A 24,698-nucleotide genomic window follows, 5' to 3' on the forward strand; every position below is an offset into this window, starting at 1 on the left:
CTCCTCCGCTAAGGTAAGCCTCACCTAACTTACACGGAGGTTTGTTCCACGTGAACCAGTCACGCCCCAAGGTCAAGAAGTCGCGGGCGCTCGGCATCGCACTGACCCCCAAGGCCGTCAAGTACTTCGAGAAGCGCCCCTACCCTCCCGGCCAGCATGGGCGTGGCCGGAAGCAGACCAGTGACTACAAGGTCCGGCTGTTGGAGAAGCAGCGGTTGCGCGCCCAGTACGACATCAGCGAGCGGCAGATGGTCCGCGCCTACGACCGTGCGCGCAAGGTCGAAGGCAAGACCGGTGAGGCTCTGATCATCGAGCTGGAGCGGCGACTTGACGCGCTGGTGCTCCGCTCCGGTCTGGCTCGTACCATCTACCAGGCCCGCCAGATGGTCGTACACGGTCACATCGCGGTCAACGACCGCAAGGTGGACAAGCCGTCCTTCCGGGTCCGCCCGGACGACGTGGTCACCGTCCGCGAGCGCAGCCGGGAGAAGCACCCCTTCCTGGTCGCCCGCGAGGGTGGCTACGCGCTGGACGGGGAGACCCCGCGCTACCTCCAGGTCAACCTCCAGGCGCTCGCGTTCCGGCTCGACCGGGACCCGCAGCGCAAGGAGATCCCGGTGGTCTGCGACGAGCAGCTGGTCGTGGAGTTCTACGCCCGCTGATCCCCGTCAGGCAGGCAGGCTAGCTCGCGATCCCCCGCCCGTACCCCGCATCCCCCTCGCCGGGGAAGGGATACGGATGGGGGGTCGCGGCGGGCTCCACCGGCAGCGGCAGCAGCCCACCGGCCGGTGCCGGGCCTCCGTCTCCGGGTCGCAGGGCCCGCTCCACCGCGACCTCCGGCGTCAGCGCCGCGCCCTCCCGCACCGCCTCCAGATAGCTGCCCTCACCCAGCGCCGCGCGCGCCCGTCGCTCGCACTCGCTGTGCGGCGCGTTGAAATACTGCGAGCCGAACAGCGGCATCCCCACCGAGGGCCACAGCCGCCCGGCCGCCCCCTGGAGCACCGCGGCCTCCCGCGCCCGGTCCTCGCTCACCGCGACCAGCGCCAGCATCTCCAGCATCAGCACGGTCGCCACCAGGTCCCGGAAGCCCGCGCTGATCGCCAGCCCCTCCCGCAGCAGCGCCCCGGCCCGTGCCGGCTCCCCCTGTGTCCAGGCGGCGAACCCCAGGCCGAACAGGGCGTAGGCGCGCGCCCACAGCTCACCGTGCTCCGCGCACTCCCGGCGCACCTCCTCGCACAGCGCGACAGCGCGCTGCAGATCACCGCCGAAGGCGAGCGTGAGCGCCAGCTCCACCCGCCCCAGCAGCACTTGGCTGTTGAGCTCACCGAGCTCCGCGTAGCGTTCCAGCGCGCCGCTCAGCAACTCCTCGGCCCGCCGCACGTCGTCACTGATCAGTGCCAGGGCACCCATCCGCAGCAGGCTGTAGGCGATGGCCCGTTCGTCCCCGGTGCGCTCCGCCTCCTCCAGACACTCGTGCAGCGCCGCCAGTGCCGTGACCGTGTCGCCCCTGAGCACCGCCAGATAGCCCGCCAGGCCCAGCGCGCGCAGCCGTACCGCGCTGTCACCCGTGCCGTCCGCGCCAGGGCTCACCGGGTCGTACCGCTCGCGCTCCAGCGCCCGTTCCAGCCAGTGGCGGCCCTCCTGGATCCGGCCGCAGCCCACCCAGCAGAACCACAGCGTGCCCGCCAGATACAGCCCGTGCCGGGGGTCGTCGTCCTCGTCCACGGCGAACTCCAGTGCCGCCCGCAGATTGGCGAACTCGTCGGTGATCCGCAGCGCCACCTCCTCCTGGCGCGGTGAGAACCACTCCAGCTCGCACCAGCTGACCAGGCCCGTGTACCAGTCGCGGTGCCGCTCCCGCAGCCGCCGGGTCTGACCGGTGGCCGCCAGCCAGTACGCGCCGTACGCCCGCAGGGTGTCCAGCATCCGGTAGCGCACCCCGGACGGCGCGTCCTCGCGGGTCACCAGCGACTGCGCGACCAGCTGGGCCAGCACGTCCAGCACCTGTTCCGCCGGGAGGTCGGGGCCCGAGCACACGTACTCGGCCGCCTCCAGGTCGAAGGCCCCGGCGAACACCGACAGCCGGGCCCACAGCAGCCGTTCCCGGGGCGAGCACAGCTCATGGCTCCAGCCCACGGCCGTGCGCAGCGTCTGGTGGTGCGGCGGCGCGTCCCGGGTGCCGCCGGTGAGGAGTGCGAAACGGTCGTCGAGCCGCTCCAGCATCTGCGGCAGGGACAGGGTGCGCAGCCGGCCAGCCGCCAGCTCCAGGGCCAGCGGGATGCCGTCCAGGCGGTGGCACAGGTCCGCCACCTGCTCGTGGTTGTCCGGGCCGAGCGTGAAGCCGGGCCGTACGGCGGCGGCCCGGTCCGTGAACAGCCGGGCGGCGTCCGGGGCGGCCAGTGGGGACAGGGGGAACAGCTGCTCCCCGGCGATCCCCAGCGGGCGGCGCCCGGTGGCGAGCACCCGCAGCCCGGGCAGTCGGCGCAGCAGCTCCCGTACCAGGCGGGCGGATTCCTCCACCAGATGCTCGAAGCCGTCCAGCACCAGCAGCAGCCGGCGGTGGGCCAGGTGCTCCAGCAAGGTGGTGAGGGGAGCACGGCCGGAGTGGTCGTTCAGCCGCAGCGCGGCGACCACGCTGTGCTCCAGCAGTTGGGGATCGTGCGAGGCGCTGGCCTCGACCAGCCAGACACCGTCGGAGAACCGTTCCTTCAGCTGCTCCGCGGCCCGGGCCGCCACCCGGGACTTGCCCACCCCGCCGGTGCCCGTCACGGTCACCAGCCGGGCCCGGATCACCTCGTGCCGTAACCGGTCGAGCTCGCTCTCCCGGCCGTGGAACGTGGTCAGCTCCACAGGGAGATTGCCCGGCGTACGCCGGGGGCGGGAAGAGTCTCCGGCCGGTGATCCGGCGTCCTGGATGCCTCGCATGGGAAACGCAGCGTACTCGGAGGTAAGCAGAACGTACAAACCTGAACGTTTATCTTCGCCCCGCTCTTGGCAGCACGCGCGGATATGCGGTACAGGGGCGCCCCGCGGGCGCGATAAGGTCGGGACGCCGCGGCAGCCGCCCGGCCGTCTGTCATGGTCAGCGGCGCGCGGCCCCAACTGTCGGAGAAACCCGAGGGAAGCGGTGCACGTGACCGGTGGAGAAGTGGCCGGCCTGCTGGTGGCTGTCTTCTGGGCGATCCTGGTCTCCTTCCTGGCCGTGGTGCTGGTGAGGCTGGCCCAGACGCTCAAGGCGGCCACCCGCCTGGTGACGGCGGTGACCGAACAGGCCGTTCCGCTGCTCGGCGAGGCGTCGGCGACCGTACGCACCGCCCAGACCCAGCTGGAGAAGGTGGAGACCATCACCACCGACGTCCAGGAGGTCACCTCCAACGCCTCCGCGCTCTCCGCCACCGTGGCCACCACCTTCGGCGGCCCGCTCGTGAAGGTCGCGGCCTTCGGCTACGGCGTGCGCAGGGCGCTCACCCGGCGCCCCGCGGACTCCGGGCGCGCCCCCCGACGCACCGTCACCGGCCGCCGGCTGCCGGGCCAGCGCCCCTGGTCCCGCCGCGGCGGGAAGGACTGAGGAGCCCCATCATGTTCCGCCGCGCCTTCTGGTTCACCACCGGCGCCGCCGCCGGCGTGTGGGCCACCACCCGGATCCAGCGCAAGCTGCGCACGCTCGCCCCCGAGAGTCTCGCCGTCAGGGCCGCCGACCAGGCGGCCGCCGCCGGGCACCGGGTGCGTGACTTCGCCCTCGACGTACGCTCCGGCATGGCACAGCGCGAGCACGAACTCACCGAGGCCCTCGGTCTCACCGCCGACCCCGACGGCCCCGACGGAGCCGCCGCCGAGCACCCGAACCCGACCACCACCTTCCGGGCCGTGCCGCGCCCGGCCGAACCCCGGGCCGTGATCCCCGGCCCGCACCGACCCGAAAAGAGGACCCACTGATGGAGTCGGCTGAAATCCGCCGCCGCTGGCTGAGCTTCTTCGAGAAGCGCGGGCACACCGTGGTGCCCTCGGCGTCGCTGATCGCGGACGACCCCACGCTGCTGCTGGTCCCCGCGGGCATGGTGCCCTTCAAGCCGTACTTCCTGGGTGAGGTCACCCCGCCCTACCCGCGCGCCGTCAGCGTGCAGAAGTGCGTACGCACCCCGGACATCGAAGAGGTCGGCAAGACCACCCGGCACGGCACGTTCTTCCAGATGTGCGGCAACTTCTCCTTCGGCGACTACTTCAAGGAAGGTGCCATCACCCTCGGCTGGGAACTGCTCACCAGCTCCCAGGAGTCCGGCGGCTACGGCCTGGACCCCGAGAAGCTGTGGATCACCGTCTACGAGGGCGACGACGAGGCCGAGCGGATCTGGCGCGACATCGTCGGAGTGCCCGCCGAGCGCGTGCAGCGCCTGGGCAAGGAGACCAACTACTGGGACATGGGCGTCCCCGGCCCGTGCGGACCCTGCTCCGAGATCAACTACGACCGCGGCCCCGAGTTCGGCCCCGAGGGCGGCCCGGCCGTCAACGACGAGCGCTACGTGGAGATCTGGAACCTGGTCTTCATGCAGTACGAGCGCGGCCCCGGCGAGGGCAAGGACTACCCGATCCTCGGGGACCTGCCCGCCCAGAACATCGACACCGGGCTCGGCCTGGAACGCCTGGCGATGATCCTCCAGGACGTCCACAACATGTACGAGACGGACACCCTGCGGGTCGTCATGGACAAGGCGAGCGAGCTGACCGGGGTGCGCTACGGCGCCGCCGACCACTCCGACGTCGCGCTGCGCGTGGTCGCCGACCACATGCGCACCTCCGTGATGCTCATCGGCGACGGCGTCACCCCCGGCAACGAGGGCCGTGGCTACGTGCTGCGCCGCATCATGCGCCGCGCCGTGCGCAACATGCGGCTGCTGGGCGCCGACGGTGCCGTCGTCGGCGAGCTGGTCGACGTGGTCCTCACGAGCATGGGCCAGCAGTACCCGGAGCTGCTGACCGACCGCAAGCGCATCGAGACCGTCGCGCTCGCCGAGGAGGCCGCCTTCCTGAAGACCCTGAAGGCCGGCACCAACATCCTCGACACCGCCGTCACCGACACCAAGGCCGCCGGCTCCACCGTCCTCGCCGGCGACAAGGCGTTCCTGCTCCACGACACCTGGGGCTTCCCGATCGACCTCACCCTGGAGATGGCCGCCGAACAGGGCCTGTCCGTGGACGAGACGGGCTTCCGGCGGCTGATGAAGGAGCAGCGCGAGCGCGCCAAGGCGGACGCCCGCGCCAAGAAGCAGGGCCACGCCGACCTGTCCGCCTACCGCGAGGTCGCCGACTCCTCCGGCGCCACCGAGTTCATCGGCTACCAGGACACCTCGGGCGAGGCCACCGTGGTCGGACTCCTGGTCGACGGTGTGAGCGCCCCCGCCGCCCAGGAGGGCGACGAGGTCGAGGTCGTGCTGGACCGCACCCCGTTCTACGCCGAGGGCGGCGGCCAGCTCGCCGACACCGGCCGGATCACCTTCTCCTCGGGCGCCGTGGTCGAGGTCCGCGACGTCCAGCGGCCGGTTCCCGGGGTCATCGTGCACAAGGGCGTGGTCCAGGTCGGCGAGGTGACCCTCGGCGCGGCCGCCGACTGCCGTATCGACGTCACCCGGCGCCGCTCCATCGCCCGCGCCCACAGCGCCACCCACCTCACGCACCAGGCGCTGCGCGACGCCCTGGGTCCCACCGCCGCCCAGGCCGGCTCGGAGAACGCCCCCGGGCGCTTCCGGTTCGACTTCGGCTCCCCGGCCGCGGTGCCCGGCTCCGTGCTCCAGGACGTGGAGCAGAAGATCAACGAGGTGCTGGCCCGCGACCTGGACGTCACCGCCGAGGTGATGTCGATGGCCGACGCCAAGAAGCAGGGCGCCATCGCCGAGTTCGGCGAGAAGTACGGCGACCGGGTGCGGGTGGTGACCATCGGCGACTTCTCCAAGGAGCTGTGCGGCGGCACCCACGTGCACAACACCGCCCAGCTGGGCCTGGTGAAGCTGCTGGGCGAGTCCTCGATCGGCTCCGGCGTACGCCGGGTGGAGGCCCTGGTGGGTACCGACGCCTACCGGTTCCTGGCCAGGGAGCACACCGTGGTCGCCCAGCTGACCGAACTGGTCAAGGGCCGCCCCGAGGAGCTCCCCGAGCGCGTCTCCGGGATGCTGGGACGGCTGCGGGAGGCCGAGAAGGAGATCGAGCGCTTCCGCGCCGAGAAGGTCCTCCAGGCCGCCGCCGGGCTCGCCTCCGGGGCCCGCGACATCCACGGCGTGGCGCTGGCCGCCGGCCGGGTGCCGGACGGCACCGGCGCGGACGACCTGCGCAAGCTGGTGCTGGACGTGCGCGGCCGGATCCCGGGCGACCGTCCCGCCGTGGTGGCGCTGTTCACCGTGGTCAAGGACCGTCCGCTGACCGTCATCGCCACCAACGAGGCCGCCCGCGAGCGCGGTTTGAAGGCCGGCGACCTGGTGCGTACCGCCGCCAAGGCGCTGGGCGGCGGCGGGGGCGGCAAGCCCGACGTGGCCCAGGGCGGTGGCCAGAACCCGGCCGCCATCGACGACGCGCTGGCCGCCGTCGAGCGTCAGGTCGCCGAGAGCGTCTGACGGATGAGACGCGGAAGACGACTCGCCATCGACGTCGGCGAGGCCCGGATCGGGGTCGCGAGCAGCGACCCCGACGGGCTGCTGGCGACCCCCGTGGAGACCGTCCCGGGGCGCGATGCGCCCGCCGCTCAGCGGCGGCTGGAACAACTGGTGGCGGAGTACGAGCCGCTGGAAGTCGTCATGGGCCTGCCCCGGTCCCTCGCCGGGGGTGAGGGACCGGCGGCGGCCCGGGTGCGGGCCTTCGCGCAGGAGACGGCCCGGCGCATCGCGCCGGTGCCGGTGCGGCTGGTGGACGAGCGGATGAGCACGGTCACCGCCGCCCAGTCCATGCGGGCCTCCGGGGTGAACGCCAAGAAGGGCCGCTCACGCATCGATCAGGCGGCGGCCGTGGTGATTCTGCAGAGCGCGCTGGAGACGGAGAGGGTGTCGGGCAGCCCGCCCGGGCAGTGCGTCGAAGTGGTTGTCTGATCGCGATACGGTAACGTTCCGCGCGACATGGCATGTCGTTCCACCAGGTCCCGCCGCGGCGGGACTACCGGGGATCTCACCCCCGCGGACGAATGGCTGCCGCCTGCGTCACAAGGGGATCGATGACTGAGTATGGCCGGGGGCCCGGCGCCCAAGGGTGGCAGCCCGAAGACCCGCTCTACGGAGACCAGGGCTGGGCCGAGGGGCAGGGCGCCCAGGGCGCCTCCCAGGGCCAGGGCGACCCTTATGGATCCTGGGACCAGTACGGCCAGCAGCAGTACCCGGAACAGCAGGCGTACGGGCAGCAGCAGGGCTACGGCCAGCAGCAGAACGACCCGTACCAGCAGCAGTACCCACAGCAGCAGCAACCTTACCCTCAGCAACAGCAGTTTCACCAGCAGCAGGGGCAACAGGACTGCTACCAGCAGCCCGGCCAGAACCAGGGGTGGGACAGCCAGGGCCAGTACTACGGCGATCCGTACGCCCAGCAGCAGGGCGGCGGTTACGACACCGGCGGCTACCAGGACCCGTACGGCGCGCAGCAGCAGGGCTACCCGGCCGCTGACGCGTACCAGCAGCAGCAACCCCACCAGCAGCCCGGCCAGCAGCCGCAGCCGTACCAGCAGCCGCGGCAGCCGGAGCCCGCGACCCGGCAGCGCCGCCCCGAGCCGGAACCGGCCGGCGCCCCGGGACCCGACCCGGACACCGGCTGGGATCCGGGCCCCGACCAGGGCGAGGCCGACTTCTTCTCCCGGGCTGACGACGATGTCGACTGGGCCGACGAGGACGAGCCGCGCGGGCGGGAGCGGCGCGGCGGCAAGAGCAAGAAGAAGGCCAAGGACAAGGGGCGCAACGGCGCCGCCTGTCTGGTGGTCGCCGTGGTGCTCGTCGGCGGCCTGGGCGGCGCGGTGTACTTCGGTTACGACTTCTATCAGAGCCGCTTCGGACCGGCCCCCGACTACGCGGGGGAGGGCACCGGCGAGGTCCAGGTGACCATTCCCTCGGGCGCCTCGGTCTCCCAGATGGGCAACATCCTGAAGGAGGCCGGCGTCGTCAAGAGTCATGACGCCTTCGTCTCCGCCGCGACCAAGGACGGGGTCGCCCCGATCCAGGCCGGTGTCTACACCCTGCGCCAGGAGATGTCGGCGGACGCCGCGGTGGCCCTGCTCACCGACCCGGCGCAGCTCAACACCCTCATCATCGCCGAGGGCATGCGGGCCTCCCAGATCTACACCGCCATCGACCTCAAGCTCGACCTGGAGGAGGGCAGCACCGAGGAGGCGGCCGAGAACGGTGATCTCGGTCTCCCCGACTGGGCCGAGGACGATGTCGAGGGTTTCCTCTTCCCCGCCCGCTACGACGTGGGGGACAGCACCACCCCGGAGTCCCTGCTGAGCGAGATGGTGGACCGGGCCGAGGCCGAGTTCATCGAGATCGACCTGGAGGGACAGGCCGAGGCCCTGGGCTTCACGCCGCGCGAGGTCATCATCATCGCCTCGCTGGTGCAGGCGGAGGCGCAGCTGCCCGAGGAGTTCGGCAAGGTCTCCCGGGTCATCTACAACCGGCTGGAGATCGACCAGAAACTGGAATTCGACTCCACCATCAACTACGTGCGTGACGACCCGTCCCTGGACGTCTCCTTCGAGGACGTCAAGATGGATTCGCCGTACAACACGTACCAGGTGAAGGGCCTGCCGCCCGGCCCCATCAACAACCCGGGGCACCAGGCGTTCGAAGCCGCCTCCAACCCGACGGAGGGCACCTGGCTGTACTTCGTCACGGTCAAGCCCGGGGACACCCGCTTCGAGACGGACTTCGACAAACACGAGGAACACGTCAAGGACTTCAACGCGGAACAGGCCAGGAACCGCGAGAACAACGACTGATGACCACCGCACCGCACCACCGCAGGGCCGCCGTACTCGGCTCGCCCATCGCCCACTCGCTCTCCCCGGCACTGCACCGCGCCGCCTACGCGGCGCTCGGCCTGCCCGGCTGGAGCTACGACCGCTTCGAGCTGACCGAGGACGGCCTGCCCGGCTTTCTCGACGGCCTCGGCCCGGAGTGGGCCGGGCTCTCGCTGACCATGCCGCTCAAGCGAGCCGTCATCCCGCTGCTGGACGGGATCGGGGAGACCGCGGCCGCCGTGGAGGCGGTCAACACGGTCATCCTCGGCCCCGACGGGCACCGGCGCGGTGAGAACACCGATGTGCCGGGGCTGGTCGCCGCGCTGCGCGAACAGGGCGTCACCCGGGTGCCCCGGGCCGCCGTGCTCGGCGCCGGGGCCACCGCCTCCTCGGCCCTCGCCGCGCTGGCGCAGCTGTGCGACGGTGAGGTCACGGCCTACGTACGCGGCCCCGAGCGCGCCGCCGAGATGCGCGGCTGGGGTGAGCGCCTGGGTGTCCCCGTCACCACCGCCGCCTGGGAGGACGCCGCGCGGGCGCTCGACGCCCCGCTGGTGATCGCCACCACCCCGGCCGGGGCCACGGACGCGCTCGCCGCCGCGGTGCCGGCCGCGCCCGGCATCCTCTTCGACGTGCTGTACGAACCCTGGCCCACCGCCCTGGCCGCCGCCTGGTCGGCCCGCGGCGGGCGGCTGCTGGGCGGGCTCGACCTGCTGGTGCATCAGGCGGTCCTCCAGGTCGAGGCGATGACGGGCGTGGCCCCGGCCCCGATCGAGGAGATGCGCGCGGCCGGCGAGGCCGCGCTCTCCTCGCGCGGGAACTGACCCCACCCCCGGCCCGCTCCGGCCCACCTGTCGGACGGGGCGGCGGCCCGTGCTGCCGGGCGTGGGAGGATCGGGGCAGCAGTTCAGCACGGGTCGAGCACCGAAGGAGCACCGTTGAGCAGGTTGCGCTGGCTGACCGCGGGGGAGTCGCATGGCCCCGCCCTGGTCGCGACGTTGGAGGGGCTGCCGGCCGGGGTGCCGATCACCACGGAGATGGTGGCGGACGCGCTGGCGCGGCGGCGGCTCGGCTACGGGCGTGGCGCCCGGATGAAGTTCGAGCGCGACGAGGTCACCTTCCTCGGCGGGGTACGGCACGGCCTGACCCTCGGTTCCCCGGTGGCGATCATGGTCGGCAACACCGAGTGGCCCAAGTGGGAGAAGGTCATGGCGGCCGACCCGGTGGACCCGGCGGAGCTGGCCGATCTGGGCCGCGCCGCCCCGCTCACCCGCCCCCGCCCCGGCCACGCGGATCTGGCCGGCATGCAGAAGTACGGCTTCGACGAGGCCCGCCCGGTGCTGGAGCGCGCCTCCGCCCGGGAGACCGCGGCCCGCGTGGCGCTGGGCACCGTCGCCCGCTCCTACCTCAAGGAGACCGCCGGGATCGAGATCGTCTCGCACGTGGTGGGGCTCGGTGCCGCCGTCGCCCCCGCCGGTCCGGTTCCGGCCCCCGGCGACGTGGAGCGGCTGGACGCCGACCCGGTGCGCTGTCTGGACCCGCAGGCCAGTGCGGCGATGGTCGCCGAGATCGACCAGGCCCACAAGGACGGCGACACCCTGGGCGGCGTCGTCGAGGTGGTCGCCCACGGCGTCCCCGTGGGGCTCGGCTCCCACGTGCACTGGGACCGCCGCCTGGACGCCCGGCTCGCCGCCGCCCTGATGGGCATCCAGGCCATCAAGGGTGTCGAGGTCGGCGACGGCTTCGAGCTCGCCCGGGTGCCCGGTTCGAAGGCCCACGACGAGATCGTGCCCACCCCCGAGGGCGTGCGCCGCTCCTCCGGCCGCTCCGGCGGCACCGAGGGCGGCCTGAGCACCGGTGAACTGCTGCGGGTCCGCGCCGCGATGAAGCCGATCGCCACGGTGCCGCGCGCCCTGGCCACCATCGACGTGACCACCGGCGAGGTGGCCGCCGCGCACCACCAGCGCTCGGACGTGTGCGCCGTGCCGGCCGCCGGCATCGTCGCCGAGGCCATGGTGGCGCTGGTGCTGGCGGACGCCGTCGCCGAGAAGTTCGGCGGCGACTCGGTCCCCGAGACCCGCCGCAACGTCACCGGCTACCTCGACCACCTGGGGATCCGGTGACCGCTCCCCGCGTGGTGCTGGTCGGTCCGCCCGGCAGCGGCAAGAGCACGGTGGGCGCGGTGCTCGCCGAACGGCTCGGCACCACCTTGCGGGACACCGACACCGACATCGAACAGGGCGCCGGGCGCGCCATCCCCGACATCTTCGTCGAGGACGGCGAGGCGCACTTCCGCACCCTGGAGGCCGCCGCCGTACGGGCCGCGCTCAGCGGGCACGACGGCGTGGTGTCCCTGGGCGGCGGCGCCGTCCTGGACGCCGGCACCCGGGCGCTGCTGGCCCCGCTGCCGGTGGTCTTCCTCCAGGTCGCGCTGCCCGACGCGATCCGCCGCGTGGGCCTGGACGCGGCCCGCCCCCTGCTGGCTGTCAACCCCCGCCAGCAGTGGCGCGCCCTGATGGAGGCGCGCCTGCCGCTGTACGAGGAGGTGGCCTCCACGGTCATCGACACCGAGGGCCTGACACCGGAAGAGGTCGCCCAGGCGATCGTCGACGCGATGGAGCTGACCGCCGCATGACCATCCCCGAACCGACGCCGCCGACCCGGATCTCCGTCGCCGGCAGCGAGGGCACCGCCCCGTATGACGTGCTGGTGGGCCGGGCGCTGCTGGGTGAACTGCCCGCGCTGATCGGCCCGGCCGCCAAGCGGGTGGCCGTGCTGCACCCCGAGGCGCTGGCCTCCACCGGCGAGGTGCTGCGCGACGACCTGGCCGACCAGGGGTACGAGGCGATCGCCGTCCAACTGCCGAACGGTGAGGAGGCCAAGACGGCCGAGGTCGCCGCCTACTGCTGGAAGGCCCTGGGTCAGACCGGCTTCACCCGTACCGATGTGATCGTCGGCGTGGGTGGCGGCGCCACCACCGATGTCGCCGGGTTCGTCGCCGCCAGCTGGCTGCGCGGGGTGCGCTGGGTCGCGGTGCCCACCACGGTGCTGGGCATGGTGGACGCCGCCGTGGGCGGCAAGACCGGCATCAACACCGCCGAGGGCAAGAACCTGGTCGGCGCCTTCCATCCGCCCGCCGGGGTGCTGTGCGACCTGGCGGCGCTGGAGTCGCTGCCGGTGCACGACTACGTCTCCGGGCTCGCCGAGATCATCAAGGCGGGGTTCATCGCCGACCCGGTCATCCTGGACCTGATCGAGGCCGACCCCGAGGCCGCCCGCAGCGCGGTCGGCCCGGCCACCGCCGAGCTGATCGAGCGGGCCATCCGGGTGAAGGCCGAGGTGGTCTCCGGCGATCTGAAGGAGTCGGGGCGCCGCGAGATCCTCAACTACGGGCACACCCTGGCGCACGCCATCGAGAAGAACGAGCGCTACAACTGGCGGCACGGCGCGGCCGTCGCCGTGGGCATGGTGTTCGCCGCAGAGCTGGGCCGGATCGCGGGCCGCCTGGACGACGCCACCGCGGACCGGCACCGCGCCATCCTGGAAGCGGTCGGACTGCCCGTGACCTACCGTGGCGACCAGTGGCCCAAGCTGGTGCAGACCATGCGGGTGGACAAGAAGACCCGGGGCGATCTGCTGCGCTTCATCGTGCTGGAGGGGCTGGCCAGGCCGGCCGTCCTGGAGGGCCCCGACCCGGCGATGCTGCTCGCCGCGCACGCGGAGATCGCCGCCTGACCACCCGGGGCGGCGGCTGTGGTACCCGCCACATCCGCCGCCCCGGAAACCGGGACAGACCCGGACCGTCCCCCGCGTACCGGCGATCGGTCCGGTACCTCCCGGCACTCCACGGCCCCATCGCGCGTTCCCCGGGCGTCACCCTGGCCGGGTACGGTGTGTCACCGACCGGCAAAGCCGCGCGGAACTGACTGCCGTGCCCTCAGACATCGGAGTGGAAGCCGGATGCATCAACCCGGGATGCCCCCGCCGCCGCCCGCCCCGTTCGACGGCGGAACGAGTGGCGGGATCCAACTGCCGGCGGGCACCGCGGTGCCCGCCCCGCCGCCCGCCACCGCCCCCCTCCACCCGGATGTCTCGCACACCGGGGTGGCCGTACTGCTGATCGGTCCGGCCGGCGCGGGCAAGACCACCGTCGCCCGGTACTGGGCCGACCGCCGCCCGGTGCCCACCGCCAGCATCAGCCTGGACGACGTGCGCGAGTGGGTGCGCGCCGGGTTCGCCGACCCGCGCGCCGGGTGGGATGACCGTTCCGAGGCCCAGTACCGGCTGGCCCGCCGCACCTGCGGCTTCGCCGCCCGCAACTATCTGGCCAATGGCATCTCCTGCATCCTGGACGACGCGGTCTTCCCGGACCGCCCCGCCGTCGGCCTCGGCGGCTGGAAGCGGCACGTGGGCCCGGGGCTGATCCCCATCGTGCTGCTGCCGGGCCTGGATGTCGTGCTGGAGCGCAACGCGGCCCGCAGCGGCACCCGGCGACTGTCCGACGAGGAGGTCGCCACCATCCACGGACGGATGGCCGGCTGGTACGGCTCGGGGCTGCCGATCATCGACAACTCCCGGCACGACGTGGCCACCACCGCCCGGATGCTGGACGAGGCGGTGGCCCGCAGCCTGTCCAGCCCGCCCGCCTGGTGAGGGCCTCGCCCGGCGCCGCGTGACGCACCGGCGCCACGTTAGGACGTGTTGAAGGCGCCTGGCGGCGCCGGGCTGCGTAGGCTCGGTCCATGTCCGAGGTACATGCCGCCCGGCGCTCCCGGCTGCGGGCCCGCTGCTCGGCTGCCGGCAGCACCGCCCTGGTCGTCTCCCGCCCCGCCAATGTCCGTTATCTGGTCGGCGCCGCCCCCGCCGACGCGGTCCTGCTGGTGGGCCGTTCGGGGGACGATGTGCTGCTCAGCCACTGGGAGGCGGCCGACGCCATCGCCGACCCACGCCCCGCCGACGCGGAGGGGATGCGCACCGAGGTGCTGCACGGGGAGAGCGATCCGGCGACCGCCGCCGTCGCGATGGCGATGAAGGCCGGTGCCGATGCCGTGGCCGTCGAGGAACATCATCTGACCGTCTCCCGCCACCGGGCGCTGGCCGCCGGCGCCCCCGGGGTGCGGCTGACCGATCTGGGCCGGGCCGTGGAGGACCAGCGGCTGGTCAAGGACGAGGACGAGATCTCGTCCCTGCGGATCGCCGCCGAGATCACCGACCGGGCGCTGGGGGAGCTGCTGGAGTCGATCCTGGTGGGCCGCACCGAGCGGCACCTGGCGCTGGAGCTGGAGCGGCGGCTGGTGGACCACGGCGCGGACGGCCCGGCCTTCCCCACGTCGGTGGCCACCGGCACCCACTCCGGGGTGGCCGGGCACCGGCCCACCGACCGGCGGGTGGAGGAGGGCGATTTCCTGTCGGTGTGCCTGGGGGCCAGGTTCCGCGGCTACCGCTGCCGGATCGGCCGTACCTTCGTGATCGGCTCCAGCCCGGCCGACTGGCAGATCGAGCTGTACGACCTGGTGTTCTCCGCGCAGCGGGCGGCCCGGGAGTCCCTGGAACCGGGCACCGAGTACCGCGCGGTGGACCGGGCGGCGCGTACGGTGCTGGAGGCGGCGGGCCACGGTTCGGCGCTGGGACCGGCCACCGGGCACGGGGTGGGACTGGAAATCGGGGAGGACCCACGGCTGTCCCCGGCCGCCATGGGTAGACTGGGCCCTTGTGTGCCGGTCACCGTCGAGCCGGGAGTACACCTCCCGGGCCGGGGCGGAGTCCGGATCGATGACACGCTCGTCGTTCGCTCCCCGGCGGACGGCGGTCCTGAGCTACTTACCATCACGACCAAGGAACTCCTCGCTCTGTGACCGGCTTCGCCCGGCGCACGGGGGTTCCTCCGGTCCCCCCAGCAGCAGTCTGTAGGAGATTCCGCGACCGTGGCCACCACGAACGACCTCAAGAACGGCCTCGTGCTCAAGCTCGACGGCGGACAGTTGTGGTCCGTAGTCGAGTTCCAGCACGTCAAGCCCGGCAAGGGCGGCGCCTTTGTGCGCACCAAGCTGAAGAACGTGCTCTCCGGCAAGGTCGTCGACAAGACCTTCAACGCCGGCACCAAGGTCGAGACCGCCACCGTCGACCGTCGGGGGATGCAGTTCTCCTACAAGGACGGCACCGACTTCGTCTTCATGGACACCGAGACCTTCGAGCAGCTGCCGATCGACCCCAAGACCGTGGGCGAGGCGGCCAACTTCCTGCTGGAGGGCTTCGAGGCCACCGTGGCCATCTACGAGGGCACTCCGCTGTTCGTGGAGCTGCCGGCCTCGGTCGAGCTGACCATCGAGTACACCGAGCCCGGTGTCCAGGGCGACCGCTCCACCGGCGGCACCAAGCCCGCCAAGCTGGAGACCGGCTACGAGATCGGCGTCCCGCTGTTCATCACCACGGGCGAGAAGATCAAGGTCGACACCCGCTCCGGTGAATACCTCGGCCGGGTGAACAGCTGACGTGTCCGCGCGCAGCAAGGCACGGCAGCGGGCGCTCCAGATCCTCTTCGAGGCGGATCAGCGCGCTGCCGACCCCACCGATGTCCTGGCCGAGTGGACGCGCAAGGCCCTGAGCGATCAGGCGAATCCGCAGGTCAATCCGTACACCAGGGAGCTGGTGGAGGGGTTTTCGGAGCGGGCGGAGCGGATCGACGAACTGCTGGCGCAGTACACGATCGGCTGGCCGCTGGACCGGATGCCGGCCGTGGACCGCAACATTCTGCGGCTGAGCGCCTTCGAGCTCATCTGGCGGGACGATGTGCCCGATCCTGTGGTGCTCGACGAGGCCGTGCAGCTGGCCCGGGAGTTCTCCACCGATGATTCGCCGGCCTTCGTGAACGGCCTGCTGGGACGGCTCAAGGAGCTGAAGCCCTCTTTGCGGCGCTGAGGCGCCACGGCAGGGGCGGGCGGCGGGCCATGTGTGGCCGGCCGCCCGCCCCTGTGCCGTACACCGCTCCGGGCGGTGCACTGCCGATGCGACGCGCGTTGCGTACGCCCCGGGTCAGCTCTCCTCGGCCTGCACCGCACGGCGGGCGTCGGCGCCCAGCACACCCCAGCTGATCAGCTGTTCGGTCAGCACCGAGGGGGACTGGTCGTAGATCACCGCGAGGGTGCGCAGGTCGTCCTGGCGGATCGAGAGCACCTTGCCGTTGTAGTCACCGCGCTGGCTCTGGATGGTGGCGGTGTAGCGCTGCAGCGGACCGGCCTTCTCGCTGGGCAGCGTGGCGAGCCGCTCCAGGTCGAGGACCAGCTTCGGCGGCGGCTCGGCGGCCCCGCCGGGCGTGGTGCCGGGCAGCAGCTCCTGGACCGGCACGCCGTAGAAGTCCGCCAGCTCCGCGAGGCGCTGCACGGTCACCGCGCGGTCACCGCGCTCGTACGAGCCGACCACGACCGCCTTCCAGCGGCCCTGGGACTTCTCCTCGACCCCATGGAGCGACAGACCCTGCTGGGTACGGATGGCGCGGAGCTTGGCTCCGAGCTGTTTGGCGTATTCGCTGGACATGTGTCTCCCCGGACGGCGGTTTTGTTACTCAGTGTGAGGTTACGCAGCGTGATATCTCTCGTCAAGCCGGACCGGCTTCCTCCTCTCTGACCTGGGGCGATGCGGAGCGTATCGAGTGCCCTGCTATGGTTCATTCGAACACCAGACGTCCTTTAAGGCCCGTCCCGTGAGGCGGGGAAGGAGGTCCTTTCGTATGGACACCCAAGAACCACCGCCGGCCCGCTCCGTCCTGGAAGCGCCGGACATCGCGCGGGCACTGACCCGCATCGCCCACGAGATCGTCGAACGCGCCAAGGGCGCCGACGACGTGGTGCTGCTGGGCATCCCCACCCGAGGGGTCTATCTGGCCCACCGGCTGACCGCCCGGCTCGCCGAGATCACCGGACACCCGGTGCCCGTGGGCTCCCTGGACATCACCATGTACCGCGACGACCTGCGGCTGCGCCCGGCCCGCGCCCTGGCGCGCACCGAGATCCCCGGCGCCGGCATCGACGGCGCGCTGGTCGTCCTGGTCGACGACGTGCTCTTCTCCGGCCGCACCATCCGGGCCGCCCTCGACGCCCTGGGCGACATCGGCCGCCCGCGCGCCGTCCAACTGGCGGTCCTGGTCGACCGGGGGCACCGCGAGCTGCCGATCCGCGCCGACTACGTCGGCAAGAACATCCCCACCTCCCTGCGGGAGACGGTCAAGGTCCAGCTCACCGAGGAGGACGGCCGCGACGGCGTGCTCCTGGGCGTACGCGAGGACGCCTCCGCCGCCGAGCGGTAGCGCGCCCCGTACGGCCCGGCCCCCCACCCGGCCCGGCCGTGCCCGCGCCTGCCCGCACGCCCTCAGCTCCCCTTCACCTCTGGGAAGGCAATGATGAAGCGCCATCTCATCTCGGCCACCGACCTCAGCCGTGACGACGCCGTCCTCGTCCTCGACACCGCCGAGGAAATGGCCAGGATCGCCGACCGGCCGATCAAGAAACTGCCCACCCTGCGCGGCCGTACGGTCGTCAACCTCTTCTTCGAGGACTCCACCCGGACCCGGATCTCCTTCGAAGCGGCCGCCAAGCGGCTCTCCGCCGATGTGATCAACTTCTCGGCGAAGGGCTCCTCGGTCTCCAAGGGCGAATCCCTCAAGGACACCGCCCTCACCCTCCAGGCGATGGGCGCCGACGCCGTCGTCATCCGGCACCACGACTCCGGCGCCCCGCACCGGCTCGCCACCTCGGGCTGGATCGGCGGCTCGGTGGTCAACGCGGGCGACGGCACCCACGAACACCCCACCCAGGCGCTGCTGGACGCCTTCACCATCCGGCGCCGGCTGGCCGCCGACGGGCAGGGCCTGGGCAGCGACCTGGCCGGCCGCCGGGTCACCGTCGTCGGCGACATCCTGCACTCCCGGGTGGCCCGCTCCAACGTCCAGCTGCTGCACACCCTCGGCGCCGAGGTGACCGTCGTCGCCCCGCCCACCCTGGTGCCCATCGGCGTCGAACACTGGCCCTGCGCCGTCTCCTACGACCTGGACGCGGTCCTGCCCAAGTCCGACGCCGTCATGATGCTGCGCGTCCAGCGCGAACGGATGAACGCCGCCTACTTCCCGACCGAGCGCGAGTACGCCCGCCGCTACGGCCTGAACGGCGACCGCATGTCCCGGATGCCGGGCCACGCCATCGTCATGCACCCCGGACCGATGAACCGGGGCATGGAGATCACCGCCGAGGTCGCCGACTCCCCCCGCTGCACCGCCGTCGAGCAGGTCACCAACGGCGTCAGCATCCGCATGGCCGTCCTGTACCTGCTGCTCGGCGGTGCCGAGCCCGCCGCCACCAAGGAAACCCATGAGTGAGACGACAACCCACCGGCGCACCCTGATCAAGGGCGCCAGGATCCTCGGCGGACGGCCGCAGGACCTGCTGATCGACAACGGCGTCATCGCCGAGATCGGCACCGGCGTCCCCGCCGCGGGCGCCAGCGTGATCGACGCGGACGGCAGCATCGCGCTGCCCGGCCTCGTCGACCTCCACACCCACCTGCGCGAGCCCGGCCGTGAGGACTCCGAGACCGTCCTCACCGGCACCCGGGCCGCCGCCGCCGGCGGCTACACCGCCGTGCACGCCATGGCCAACACCTTCCCCGTCGCCGACACCGCCGGCGTCGTGGAGCAGGTGTGGCGCCTGGGCCGCGAGTCCGGCTACTGCGACGTCCAGCCCATCGGGGCCGTCACCGTCGGCCTGGGCGGCAAGCAGCTCGCCGAGCTGGGCGCCATGCACGACAGCGCGGCCGGCGTCACCGTCTTCTCCGACGACGGCAAGTGCGTGGACGACGCCGTGATCATGCGCCGTGCCCTGGAGTACGTGAAGGCGTTCGACGGCGTGATCGCCCAGCACGCCCAGGAGCCCCGGCTCACCGAGGGCGCCCAGATGAACGAGGGCGTCGTCTCCGCCGAGCTGGGCCTGACCGGCTGGCCGGCCGTCGCCGAGGAATCGATCATCGCCCGCGACATCCTGCTCGCCGCGCACGTCGGCTCCCGGCTGCACATCTGCCACCTGTCCACCGCCGGCTCCGTGGAGCTGGTGCGCTGGGCCAAGTCCAAGGGCTGGCGCGTCACCGCCGAGGTCACCCCGCACCACCTGCTGCTCACCGACGAGCTGGTGCGCTCCTACGACCCGGTCTACAAGGTCAACCCGCCGCTGCGCACCGAGACCGACGTGCTGGCGCTGCGCGAGGCACTCGCGGACGGCACCATCGACATTGTGGCCACCGATCACGCCCCGCACCCCCACGAGGACAAGGACTGCGAGTGGGGGGCCGCCGCCATGGGGATGATCGGCCTGGAGACGGCGCTCTCCGTGGTCCAGCAGACCATGGTCGACACCGGACTCATGGACTGGGCCAAGGTCGCCGACCGGATGTCGTACGCGCCCGCCGCCATCGGCCGCCTCGCCGGACACGGCCGCCCGCTCGCCGTGGGGGAGCCCGCCAACCTGACCCTGCTCGACCCGGCATACCGTTCGGTGGTGGACCCCGCGGGATTCGTCTCCCGCAGCCGGAACACCCCCTACCGGGGGCGTGAGCTGCCGGGCCGGGTGACGCACACCTTCCTGCGGGGCCGGGCAACGGTCACGGACGGGAATCTCACATGAGTCACAACTTCACGGCGCACCTGATCGCACTCGCCGACGACGGTGTCGAACGCAAGTCGGCCGAGGTCACCGACTGGGCCGCGCGCATCGGCTGGGTCGTGGGCCTGCTGCTGCTCGTCGCCCTCGTCTATTGGCTGATGCGCGAGGGCTGGAAGTGGCGCGGCAGCCTCCAGGGCGACCTGCCCGCGCTGCCCGCACTGCCCACCGCCCCCGGCGAGCCCCGGCTGCGGATGGCCGGCCGCTACCACGGCTCCACCACCGCAGGACAGTGGCTGGACCGCATCGTCGCGCACGGCCTGGGCGCCCGCAGCCGCGCCGAGCTGACCCTCACCGACGAGGGCATCGCCGTGGTGCGCCCCGGAGCCCCCGATTTCCTGATCCCGACCGGGCGCGTCCGCGAGGCCCGGCTCGACAAGGGCATCGCCGGCAAGGTCCTCACCGAGGGCGGACTGCTGGTGATCACCTGGGAGCACGGCGACCGCCTGCTGGACTCCGGCTTCCGGTCCGACCGCGCCGAGGAGCACGCCGCCTGGATCCAGGCCCTGGGCCCCGCCGCCACCACGGCCGCCGCCCCGCACACCCCCGAAGAAGGTGCCGCATGACCACCGCCACCACCCGCACCCACCCCGCCGTACTCGTCCTGGAGGACGGCCGCACCTTCCGCGGCCGCAGCTACGGGGCGGTCGGCCAGACCCTCGGCGAGGCCGTCTTCTCCACCGGCATGACCGGCTACCAGGAGACCCTCACCGACCCCTCGTACCACCGCCAGGTGGTCGTCATGACCGCCCCGCACATCGGCAACACCGGCGTCAATGACGAGGACCCCGAATCGGGCCGGATCTGGGTCGCCGGCTATGTGGTCCGCGACCCCGCCCGGGTCCCCTCCAACTGGCGCTCCGCCCGCACTCTGGACGACGAACTCACCGCCCAGGGCGTGGTCGGCATCAGCGGCATCGACACCCGCGCCCTCACCCGCCACCTGCGGGAACGCGGCGCCATGCGGGTCGGCATCTTCTCCGGCGACGCGCTCGCCGCCGAGGACGAACTCCTCGCCCGGGTCCAGGCCGCCCCCCAGATGAGCGGCGCCGACCTGGCCGCCGAGGTCGCCACCACCGAGCCGTACACCGTGCCGGCCCAGGGCGCGCGCCGCTTCACCGTGGCCGCCGTGGACCTCGGCATCAAGGGCATGACCCCCCACCGGATGGCCGAGCGCGGCATCGAGGTGCACGTGCTGCCCGCCACCGCCACCGTCGAGGAGATCTACGCCACCGCACCGGACGGCGTCTTCTTCTCCAACGGACCCGGCGACCCGGCCACCGCCGACCACGCCGTGGCCCTCATGCGCGGCGTCCTGGAACGCGGCACCCCGCTGTTCGGCATCTGCTTCGGCAACCAGATCCTGGGCCGCGCCCTGGGCTTCGGCACCTACAAGCTCAAGTACGGCCACCGGGGCATCAACCAGCCGGTCAAGGACCGTGCCACCGGCAAGGTCGAGGTCACCGCCCACAACCACGGGTTCGCCGTCGACGCCCCGCTCGACACCGTCTCCGACACCCCCTTCGGCCGCGCCGAGGTCTCCCACGTATGCCTCAACGACAACGTCGTCGAGGGGCTGCGACTGCTCGACCGGCCGGCCTTCAGCGTCCAGTACCACCCCGAAGCGGCAGCCGGCCCGCACGACGCCGCCTACCTGTTCGACCGCTTCGTCTCCCTGATGGAGGACCAGCGTGCCTAAGCGCACCGACATCCAGTCCGTCCTGGTCATCGGATCCGGTCCGATCGTCATCGGACAGGCCGCCGAGTTCGACTACTCGGGCACCCAGGCATGCCGCGTGCTGAAGTCCGAGGGACTGCGCGTCATCCTCGTCAACTCCAACCCGGCCACGATCATGACCGACCCGGAGATCGCCGACGCCACCTACGTCGAGCCGATCACCCCGGAGTACGTCGAGAAGATCATCGACAAGGAGCGGCCCGACGCGCTGCTCCCCACCCTCGGCGGCCAGACCGCCCTCAACACCGCCATCTCCCTGCACGACGCCGGCACCCTGGACCGGTACGGCGTGGAGCTGATCGGCGCCAACGTCGACGCCATCAACAAGGGCGAGGACCGCGAGCTGTTCAAGGGCGTGGTCGAGGCGGTACGGGAGAAGATCGGCCACGGCGAATCCGCCCGTTCCGTCATCTGCCACTCGATGGCCGAGGTGCTCGCCGGCGTCCCCGCCCTCGGCGGCTACCCCGTTGTGGTCCGCCCCTCCTTCACCATGGGCGGCGCCGGCTCCGGCTTCGCGCACGACGAGGAGGAACTGCGCCGCATCGCCGGCCAGGGCCTGGCCCTGTCGCCCACCACCGAGGTGCTCCTGGAGGAGTCCATCCTGGGGTGGAAGGAGTACGAGCTGGAGCTGATGCGCGACCGCGCCGACAACGTGGTCGTGGTGTGCTCCATCGAGAACCTCGACCCGATGGGCGTGCACACCGGCGACTCCATCACCGTCGCCCCCGCCATGACCCTCACCGACCGCGAGTACCAGGTCCTGCGGGACATCGGTATCGCCGTCATCCGCGAGGTCGGCGTCGACACCGGCGGCTGCAACATCCAGTTCGCCGTCAACCCCGAGGACGGCCGTGTCGTCGTCATCGAGATGAACCCCCGGGTCTCGCGCTCCTCCGCCCTCGCCTCCAAGGCCACCGGCTTCCCGATCGCCAAGATCGCCGCCCGGCTCGCCATCGGCTACACGCTGGACGAGATCCCCAACGACATCACCGAGCAGACCCCGGCCTCCTTCGAACCCACCCTCGACTACGTGGTGGTCAAGGTCCCGCGGTTCGCCTTCGAGAAGTTCCCGGCCGCCGACTCCTCCCTCACCACCACCATGAAGTCGGTGGGCGAGGCCATGGCCATCGGCCGCAACTTCACCGAGGCGCTCAACAAGGCGCTGCGCTCCCTGGAGAAGAAGGACTCGCAGTTCGACTTCAGCGGTGAGCCGGGCGACAAGGCGGAGCTGCTGGTGCGCGCCCAGGTGCCCACCGACGGCCGGCTGAACACCGTGATGGCCGCCATCCGGGCCGGCGCCACCCCCGAAGAGGTCTTCGACGCCACCAGGATCGACCCCTGGTTCGTCGACCAGCTGTTCCTGGTCGCGGAGATCGCCGCGGAGATCGCCGCCGCCGAACTCCTGGACGCCGACCTGCTGGCCCACGCCAAGCGGCACGGCTTCTCCGACGCCCAGATCGCCGGCATCCGCGGCCTGCGCGAGGACGTGGTGCGCGAGGTGCGGCACGCCCTGGGGGTACGCCCCGTCTACAAGACCGTGGACACCTGCGCCGCCGAGTTCGCCGCCCGCACCCCGTACCTCTACTCCTCCTACGACGAGGAGAGCGAGGTCGGCCCGCGCACCAAGCCCGCCGTGATCATCCTGGGCTCCGGGCCCAACCGCATCGGCCAGGGCATCGAGTTCGACTACTCCTGTGTGCACGCCTCCTTCGCGCTCAGCGAGGCCGGCTACGAGACCGTCATGGTCAACTGCAACCCCGAGACCGTCTCCACCGACTACGACACCTCCGACCGGCTCTACTTCGAGCCGCTCACCCTGGAGGACGTCCTGGAGATCGTGCACGCCGAACAGCAGGCGGGCCCGCTGGCCGGAGTCATCGTCCAGCTCGGCGGCCAGACCCCGCTCGGCCTGGCCCAGGCCCTGAAGGACAACGGCGTCCCGATCGTCGGCACCTCGCCCGAGGCCATCAACCTCGCCGAGGAACGCGGCCACTTCGGCCGCGTCCTGGAGGCCGCCGGACTGCCCGCGCCCAAGTACGGCACCGCCCACTCCTTCGAAGAGGCCCGCACCATCGCCGCCGGCATCGGCTACCCCGTGATGGTCCGCCCCAGCTACGTGCTCGGCGGACGCGGCATGCAGATCGTCTACGACGAGCCCTCGCTCGCCGACTACCTGCAGCGGCACGCCGGGCTGATCTCCGAACACCCGGTGCTCATCGACCGCTTCCTCGACGACGCCATCGAGATCGACGTCGACGCCCTCTACGACGGCCAGGAGCTCTACCTGGGCGGCGTCATGGAGCACATCGAGGAGGCCGGTATCCACTCCGGCGACTCCGCCTGCGCCCTGCCGCCCATCACCCTGGGCGGCCACGACATCAAGCGGCTGCGCGCCTCCACCGAGGCCATCGCCGCCGGGGTCGGGGTCCGCGGTCTGATCAACATCCAGTTCGCGCTCTCCGGCGACATCCTCTACGTGCTGGAGGCCAACCCCCGCGCCTCCCGCACCGTTCCCTTCACCTCCAAGGCCACCGCCGTCCCGCTGGCCAAGGCCGCCGCCCGCATCTCGCTCGGCGCCACCGTCGCCGAACTGCGCGCCGAGGGCCTGCTGCCCGCCCACGGCGACGGCGGCACCCTGCCGATGGACGCGCCCATCTCGGTCAAGGAAGCCGTGATGCCCTGGTCGCGCTTCCGCGACGTGCACGGCCGCGGCGTGGACACCGTGCTCGGGCCCGAGATGCGCTCCACCGGCGAGGTCATGGGCATCGACTCGGTGTTCGGCACCGCCTACGCCAAGTCCCAGGCCGGCGCCTACGGAGCGCTGCCCACCAAGGGCCGGGCGTTCATCTCCATCGCCAACCGCGACAAGCGGGCCATGATCTTCCCGGCCCGCGCCCTGGTCGAGCACGGCTTCGAACTGCTCGCCACCTCGGGCACCGCGGAGGTGCTGCGCCGCAACGGCATCGAGGCCACCGTGGTGCGCAAGCAGAGCGAGGGCGAGGGCCCGAACGGTGAGCGGACCATCGTCCAGCTCATCCACGACGGACACGTCGACCTGATCGTCAACACCCCCTACGGCACCGGCGGCCGGCTGGACGGCTACGACATCCGTACGGCGGCCGTGGCGCGCGCCGTGCCCTGCCTCACCACCGTGCAGGCGCTGGCCGCCGCCGTCCAGGGCATCGACGCCCTGCGCCACGGCGATGTCGGCGTCCGCTCGCTCCAGGACCACGCCCGGCACCTGATCAGTGCCAGGGAAGCCGCCGGCGAGGGGGCGGGCGCCTGA

The 24,698-nt window shown here is 72.1% G+C and carries 22 protein-coding genes; 20 read left to right on the forward strand and 2 right to left on the reverse strand.

All coding sequences use genetic code 11. The annotated features are described in order from the left end of the window. Positions 1-50 precede the first annotated feature (50 nt). Complete coding sequence (gene rpsD / locus H7827_RS27010; protein WP_043176910.1) at positions 51-662, forward strand: 30S ribosomal protein S4; 612 nt, start codon at positions 51-53, stop codon at positions 660-662. Positions 663-681: 19 nt separating this feature from the next. Here the strand turns inward: rpsD and H7827_RS27015 are convergent, their stop codons facing one another. After that, positions 682-2,925, reverse strand: a complete 2,244-nt coding sequence (locus H7827_RS27015) for an ATP-binding protein (protein ID WP_432747666.1) — start codon at positions 2,923-2,925, stop codon at positions 682-684. A 208-nt stretch (positions 2,926-3,133) separates the two neighbouring features. On the opposite strand from H7827_RS27015, the gene H7827_RS27020 reads away from it, so the two are divergent. The 13 genes from H7827_RS27020 to nusB all read left to right on the forward strand — a co-directional run bounded on the left by H7827_RS27020 (position 3,134) and on the right by nusB (position 15,892). Further along, positions 3,134-3,568 carry a DUF948 domain-containing protein gene (locus H7827_RS27020; protein ID WP_432747667.1) on the forward strand — a complete coding sequence of 145 codons (435 nt, stop codon included), beginning with the start codon at positions 3,134-3,136 and terminating at the stop codon, positions 3,566-3,568. Positions 3,569-3,579: 11 nt separating this feature from the next. Beyond that, the gene (locus H7827_RS27025; protein ID WP_432747668.1) at positions 3,580-3,936 is read left to right on the forward strand and encodes a DUF6167 family protein; all 357 of its coding nucleotides are present in this window, start codon (positions 3,580-3,582) and stop codon (positions 3,934-3,936) included. Then, positions 3,936-6,602 (forward strand): alanine--tRNA ligase, encoded by a 2,667-nt coding sequence (gene alaS / locus H7827_RS27030; protein WP_432747669.1) that lies wholly within the window; start codon positions 3,936-3,938, stop codon positions 6,600-6,602. The genes H7827_RS27025 and alaS overlap by 1 nt, the downstream gene beginning before the upstream one ends. Before the next feature lie 3 nt (positions 6,603-6,605). Beyond that, the gene (gene ruvX, locus H7827_RS27035; RefSeq protein WP_386540536.1) at positions 6,606-7,070 is read left to right on the forward strand and encodes a Holliday junction resolvase RuvX; all 465 of its coding nucleotides are present in this window, start codon (positions 6,606-6,608) and stop codon (positions 7,068-7,070) included. A 122-nt stretch (positions 7,071-7,192) separates the two neighbouring features. Next, positions 7,193-8,956, forward strand: a complete 1,764-nt coding sequence (gene mltG / locus H7827_RS27040) for an endolytic transglycosylase MltG (protein ID WP_432747670.1) — start codon at positions 7,193-7,195, stop codon at positions 8,954-8,956. Further along, positions 8,956-9,798, forward strand: a complete 843-nt coding sequence (locus H7827_RS27045) for a shikimate dehydrogenase (RefSeq protein WP_432747671.1) — start codon at positions 8,956-8,958, stop codon at positions 9,796-9,798. Before mltG ends, H7827_RS27045 begins: the two co-directional genes overlap by 1 nt. Before the next feature lie 114 nt (positions 9,799-9,912). Beyond that, positions 9,913-11,097, forward strand: a complete 1,185-nt coding sequence (gene aroC, locus H7827_RS27050) for a chorismate synthase (protein ID WP_030727091.1) — start codon at positions 9,913-9,915, stop codon at positions 11,095-11,097. After that, positions 11,094-11,609, forward strand: coding sequence for a shikimate kinase (locus H7827_RS27055; protein WP_386540530.1), 516 nt, complete (start codon positions 11,094-11,096; stop codon positions 11,607-11,609). The genes aroC and H7827_RS27055 overlap by 4 nt, the downstream gene beginning before the upstream one ends. Then, complete coding sequence (gene aroB, locus H7827_RS27060; RefSeq protein WP_432747672.1) at positions 11,606-12,709, forward strand: 3-dehydroquinate synthase; 1,104 nt, start codon at positions 11,606-11,608, stop codon at positions 12,707-12,709. The genes H7827_RS27055 and aroB overlap by 4 nt, the downstream gene beginning before the upstream one ends. Before the next feature lie 225 nt (positions 12,710-12,934). Next, positions 12,935-13,627, forward strand: a complete 693-nt coding sequence (locus H7827_RS27065; RefSeq protein ID WP_386540527.1) for an AAA family ATPase — start codon at positions 12,935-12,937, stop codon at positions 13,625-13,627. 89 nt (positions 13,628-13,716) lie between these two features. Continuing rightward, positions 13,717-14,829: an aminopeptidase P family protein gene (locus H7827_RS27070; RefSeq protein WP_030727079.1), complete on the forward strand. Its 1,113-nt coding sequence runs from the start codon at positions 13,717-13,719 to the stop codon at positions 14,827-14,829. Between the two features lie 69 nt (positions 14,830-14,898). Continuing rightward, a complete protein-coding gene (gene efp, locus H7827_RS27075; protein ID WP_030727075.1) occupies positions 14,899-15,465 on the forward strand; it encodes an elongation factor P in 567 nt (188 codons plus the stop codon). Between the two features lies 1 nt (position 15,466). Further along, positions 15,467-15,892: a transcription antitermination factor NusB gene (gene nusB / locus H7827_RS27080; RefSeq protein WP_030727072.1), complete on the forward strand. Its 426-nt coding sequence runs from the start codon at positions 15,467-15,469 to the stop codon at positions 15,890-15,892. Positions 15,893-16,006: 114 nt separating this feature from the next. Here the strand turns inward: nusB and bldD are convergent, their stop codons facing one another. Further along, positions 16,007-16,507 (reverse strand): transcriptional regulator BldD, encoded by a 501-nt coding sequence (bldD, locus tag H7827_RS27085; protein ID WP_019434753.1) that lies wholly within the window; start codon positions 16,505-16,507, stop codon positions 16,007-16,009. A 193-nt stretch (positions 16,508-16,700) separates the two neighbouring features. On the opposite strand from bldD, the gene pyrR reads away from it, so the two are divergent. The 6 genes from pyrR to carB all read left to right on the forward strand — a co-directional run bounded on the left by pyrR (position 16,701) and on the right by carB (position 24,698). Then, a complete protein-coding gene (pyrR, locus tag H7827_RS27090) occupies positions 16,701-17,276 on the forward strand; it encodes a bifunctional pyr operon transcriptional regulator/uracil phosphoribosyltransferase PyrR (RefSeq protein WP_030727069.1) in 576 nt (191 codons plus the stop codon). Between the two features lie 93 nt (positions 17,277-17,369). Further along, the gene (locus H7827_RS27095) at positions 17,370-18,341 is read left to right on the forward strand and encodes an aspartate carbamoyltransferase catalytic subunit (RefSeq protein ID WP_432747673.1); all 972 of its coding nucleotides are present in this window, start codon (positions 17,370-17,372) and stop codon (positions 18,339-18,341) included. Then, positions 18,334-19,638, forward strand: a complete 1,305-nt coding sequence (locus H7827_RS27100) for a dihydroorotase (RefSeq protein ID WP_432747674.1) — start codon at positions 18,334-18,336, stop codon at positions 19,636-19,638. The genes H7827_RS27095 and H7827_RS27100 overlap by 8 nt, the downstream gene beginning before the upstream one ends. Continuing rightward, entirely contained in the window at positions 19,635-20,240 is a 606-nt protein-coding gene (locus tag H7827_RS27105) for a hypothetical protein (RefSeq protein ID WP_432747675.1), read from the forward strand. The genes H7827_RS27100 and H7827_RS27105 overlap by 4 nt, the downstream gene beginning before the upstream one ends. Then, entirely contained in the window at positions 20,237-21,373 is a 1,137-nt protein-coding gene (gene carA, locus H7827_RS27110) for a glutamine-hydrolyzing carbamoyl-phosphate synthase small subunit (RefSeq protein ID WP_432747676.1), read from the forward strand. Before H7827_RS27105 ends, carA begins: the two co-directional genes overlap by 4 nt. After that, entirely contained in the window at positions 21,366-24,698 is a 3,333-nt protein-coding gene (gene carB / locus H7827_RS27115; RefSeq protein WP_432747677.1) for a carbamoyl-phosphate synthase large subunit, read from the forward strand. Before carA ends, carB begins: the two co-directional genes overlap by 8 nt.

It is taken from the genome of Streptomyces sp. JH002 (assembly GCF_050916115.1).
Classification (GTDB): domain Bacteria; phylum Actinomycetota; class Actinomycetes; order Streptomycetales; family Streptomycetaceae; genus Streptomyces; species Streptomyces xiamenensis.

Excerpts from the sequence above, each read along its gene's own strand:
- H7827_RS27015 (WP_432747666.1), bottom strand. The coding sequence starts at position 2,925 with ATGCGAGGCATCCAGGACGCCGGATCACCGGCCGGAGACTCTTCCCGC.
- H7827_RS27025 (WP_432747668.1), top strand. The coding sequence starts at position 3,580 with ATGTTCCGCCGCGCCTTCTGGTTCACCACCGGCGCCGCCGCCGGCGTG.
- alaS (WP_432747669.1), top strand. The coding sequence starts at position 3,936 with ATGGAGTCGGCTGAAATCCGCCGCCGCTGGCTGAGCTTCTTCGAGAAG.
- ruvX (WP_386540536.1), top strand. The coding sequence starts at position 6,606 with ATGAGACGCGGAAGACGACTCGCCATCGACGTCGGCGAGGCCCGGATC.
- mltG (WP_432747670.1), top strand. The coding sequence starts at position 7,193 with ATGACTGAGTATGGCCGGGGGCCCGGCGCCCAAGGGTGGCAGCCCGAA.
- H7827_RS27045 (WP_432747671.1), top strand. The coding sequence starts at position 8,956 with ATGACCACCGCACCGCACCACCGCAGGGCCGCCGTACTCGGCTCGCCC.
- aroB (WP_432747672.1), top strand. The coding sequence starts at position 11,606 with ATGACCATCCCCGAACCGACGCCGCCGACCCGGATCTCCGTCGCCGGC.
- H7827_RS27065 (WP_386540527.1), top strand. The coding sequence starts at position 12,935 with ATGCATCAACCCGGGATGCCCCCGCCGCCGCCCGCCCCGTTCGACGGC.
- H7827_RS27070 (WP_030727079.1), top strand. The coding sequence starts at position 13,717 with ATGTCCGAGGTACATGCCGCCCGGCGCTCCCGGCTGCGGGCCCGCTGC.
- bldD (WP_019434753.1), bottom strand. The coding sequence starts at position 16,507 with ATGTCCAGCGAATACGCCAAACAGCTCGGAGCCAAGCTCCGCGCCATC.
- pyrR (WP_030727069.1), top strand. The coding sequence starts at position 16,701 with ATGGACACCCAAGAACCACCGCCGGCCCGCTCCGTCCTGGAAGCGCCG.
- H7827_RS27095 (WP_432747673.1), top strand. The coding sequence starts at position 17,370 with ATGAAGCGCCATCTCATCTCGGCCACCGACCTCAGCCGTGACGACGCC.
- H7827_RS27100 (WP_432747674.1), top strand. The coding sequence starts at position 18,334 with ATGAGTGAGACGACAACCCACCGGCGCACCCTGATCAAGGGCGCCAGG.
- H7827_RS27105 (WP_432747675.1), top strand. The coding sequence starts at position 19,635 with ATGAGTCACAACTTCACGGCGCACCTGATCGCACTCGCCGACGACGGT.
- carA (WP_432747676.1), top strand. The coding sequence starts at position 20,237 with ATGACCACCGCCACCACCCGCACCCACCCCGCCGTACTCGTCCTGGAG.